Source organism: Streptomyces sp. HSW2009 (assembly GCF_040240285.1).
Taxonomy (GTDB): domain Bacteria; phylum Actinomycetota; class Actinomycetes; order Streptomycetales; family Streptomycetaceae; genus Streptomyces.
Map to the genome: position 1 here is coordinate 1 of NZ_JBEHZD010000745.1, position 3,109 is coordinate 3,109.

The following is a 3,109-nucleotide window of genomic DNA, read 5'->3' on the forward strand; positions in this document are numbered from 1 at the left end:
ACGTCGTTCGGGCGGCCGCGTCAGAGGTGAAAAAGAGCCAGGCCCCGCCGCCGGGGCCCACCACGGGGCGCGGGGCACCGCTGGCTGCGGCGCCCCCGTCCCTCGCACCGGCGCCGCGTCCGGCAGCCCGGTCAGCCCAGCCGCATGTGGTGCAGCAGCAACAGCGCCGCCGCCATGTTGGCGGCCGGCACCTCACCCCTGGCCACGATGTCGGGGACGACCTTCAGCGGCACCCACTCGATGCGGTCCGACTCGAAGGCGTCCTCGGGCGGGCCCACGTGGACGGCGTCCTCGGCCCAGTAGATGTGGTGCCTGGCGTCCGTCAGGCCGTTGGACGGTTCGACGGAGAGCAGGTGCCGCAGCGGGCCGGGGCGCCAGCCGGTCTCCTCCTCCAACTCGCGGGCCGCCGCGTCCGCCACGCGCTCGCCGTCCTCGACGACCCCGGCGGGCAGCTCCCAGCCCCAGGTGTCGGTGATGAACCGGTGCCGCCACAGCAGCAGCACCTCATTGGCCTCGTTGACCACGGTGGCCACGGCGACCGGCCGCAGCCGGATCAGATAGTGGTCGAGGTGGTGCCCGTCGGGGAGTTCGACGTCGGCCAGATTGACGCGGAACCAACGGTTCTCGTAGACCGTCTGCTCCTTGAGGTTCTTCCAAAGCACGGTGAGCCACCTTCCGCCGTAGAGAGCAGCGACTCGGCGGGAGCAGCCCCACCGTGCCTCACAGCGGAACGCGCAGTGCCCCGTCGATCAGTTCGGCCGCCTCGGACGTCGCGGCGCATCCGCTCTCGACGAGATGCTCGCGCACCGCGCGGAGCCGGTCCCGTAAGCGCTGCGATTCCATTCCGCGTGCCCGCTGTGCCATCTCGACCGCGGTCGCCCCCGCCCGGTCCGCGTCACCCTGGCGCAACGCGATGTGCGTGAGCATCGCCAGTCGGTGGACCCGGCCCCGGTCGTGCGCTGGGGTGTCCACCGCGGCCGTGGCGTGTTCGCGGGCTGCGTCCAGGTCGCCGAGGTTCAACAGCGCCTCGGCGACCTGCACGTTCACCAAGCCCGGCTGCACGTAGCCGGTCTCGTCGGGCTCCTGCCCCGGGCGGATGCGCTCAGCCGCGCTCTCCGCCCGCCGGATGCAGGACAGCGCCCCTGCGCCGTCGCCGAGCCGGGCGTACGCCTTGGCCTGCATGGCGTACAGATCGGCGGCGAGGGCCGGGGTGATGCGGGGGCCGGCGGCGCGCAGCGCGGATTCGGCGAACGCCACCGCCTGCCGGTACTCGCGCATGAACAGCGACTGGTTGACCAAGAGGGCGATGACGTAGGCGCCGAGGCCGCGGTCACCGCTGGCCTTGGCGAGCCGCAGCGCCTGGTGGAAGTAGCGCTGGGCGAGGCCGTGCGCGTCCGAGTCGTACGCGCAGATCCCGGCGACGGCGACCAGGCCGCCGGTGGCCCGGTGCAGATGGCGGCCGGTCGCGTCCGGATAGCTGCCGCGCAACAGCGGCGCCGCCTCGGAGATGAGGAACCCGACGACCCGGGCCCTGGTCGCCACCCCGCCGGCCTTGCGGTACATCTGCTCGTAGTGGGTACGGGCCGAGCGCAGCATGGCGATGTCGGACATGGAGACCCGGGTCAGCCCGGTGCGCGAGACGTCCGAGTCCTCGGGCGGGTTCTCCCACTCCCAGACCGGGATGACGGCCGGGGTGCCGGTGACGGCGGGGGCGCTGACGATGTGCGGGCGCTGCTGTTCGTCCGAGCGCCACAGGGCGGTGGCGCGCTCGACGAAGCCGGACAGCGGGGTGGCCACGCCGCGGGTGCTGCCGGGGGTGCCGAGGCCGATGGCGTCCAGGGTGAGCGCGCGGTGCAGTCGCTCGCCGAGCACTTCGCAGATCAGGTCGGGCACCTGCCCGCGGGGCCGCTGCCCCTTCAACCAGCGGGCGACGGCGGTGTGTTCGTACCGCAGCTCCATGCCGCGGGCCCGACCCGCCTCGTTGACGTGTGCCGCCAGTGCCGCGTGCGAGATTCCCGCCTCGTCCAGCACGGCATCGAGCAGTGTGTTGGGCTCCATGCTGCGCTCCCCATGCCTCCCGGTGCCCCCGGTGCTCTCAGCGTAAGGGGAGGGCGCGCACACGGGGTGTGAAGTGGCCACGCGGGCTGCCGAAGCCCGGTGGACGGCGCCCGCGCCGGGCCGTTCGTACGGCGATGAACTGCGGGTACGGCAATCCGAGGGGCGGTGTCCGGTGGGGGCTTGGGGCTCAACGGGGCTGCTGACGGGGTGAGTTCGGCCGGCGGTACGGGTCCCGGTTGGCTGGTGGCGCAGGCCCCGGGTCGGGCCGGCGGCGAGAGCCGGACGGCCGTACGTGTCGGGCCGGCGCAGCCGTACTGACGCATCGTCAAGACGGGGGGGGCGCCGGCCCCCGGGTCAGGAGAGCTGGGCGTCGCCCGCCGGGACCGTCACCGGCGCCTGGGCCGGCACCCGGCTGCGGTCGTTGCGGAGGACGACCAGCGCCGCGTCGTCGGTGAGCCGCCCGCCGGTGTGCTGCAACAGCGCGTCGTGCACCTGGTCGACGACGGACTGCGGGTGCACCGGGCCGCCGCGGGCCGCCCACGCCAGGGCGCAGGTGAGCGGGAAGAAGAGGCCGTCGGCGTCCCGCGCGTCCGGCGCCCCGTCCGTGTACAGGACCAGCGCCTCACCGGGCAGCAGCAGCGTGCAGCGGATCGGCGTCGGCCGCTGCGGCAGTGGGAACGCGCCGAGCGGCGGCATCGGCTCGTCGGGCGCGAGTTGGGTGACCTGCGGCAGTGCCGACCGGTGGGCCAGCGTGCGCCGCCCGGCCCGGCGCGGGCCGACCGGGCGGCCGTGCCCCTGGCCCACCAGCAGGATCGGCCAGGGGTGCCCGCAGTTCAGGGCCATCACCTCGCCGGACGGCAGCACTTCGAGGAGCAGCAGGGTGACGAAGTCCTCGGCGGTGGACTGCGCCGCGTCCGCGCCGGCCGAATCCGCCGCGCCCTCCCCGGCGGGGGGGCCGCCCGGCGGGCCCCCCGCCCGGGGGGGGGGGGGGGGGGGGGGGGGCGGGGGGGGGGGGGGGGGGGGGGGGGGGGGCCGGGGGGGGGGGGGGGGG

3 protein-coding genes are annotated in these 3,109 nt (G+C 75.2%); all 3 read right to left on the reverse strand.

Annotated features, from left to right (window positions below; all coding sequences use genetic code 11):
• Window positions 1-131 precede the first annotated feature (131 nt).
• Window positions 132-662: an NUDIX hydrolase gene (locus AAHZ94_RS31610; RefSeq protein WP_349997145.1), complete on the reverse strand. Its 531-nt coding sequence runs from the start codon at window positions 660-662 to the stop codon at window positions 132-134.
• Window positions 663-720: 58 nt separating this feature from the next.
• Window positions 721-2,058 carry an NsdA family TPR-like regulatory protein gene (locus AAHZ94_RS31615; protein WP_349997146.1) on the reverse strand — a complete coding sequence of 446 codons (1,338 nt, stop codon included), beginning with the start codon at window positions 2,056-2,058 and terminating at the stop codon, window positions 721-723.
• A gap of 354 nt (window positions 2,059-2,412) precedes the next feature.
• Window positions 2,413-3,109: PP2C family protein-serine/threonine phosphatase (locus AAHZ94_RS31620; protein WP_349997147.1), on the reverse strand; the 697-nt coding region annotated here is incomplete at its 5' end.

Coding starts and splice junctions, on each gene's coding strand:
- AAHZ94_RS31615 (WP_349997146.1), bottom strand. CDS start 2,058: ATGGAGCCCAACACACTGCTCGATGCCGTGCTGGACGAGGCGGGAATC.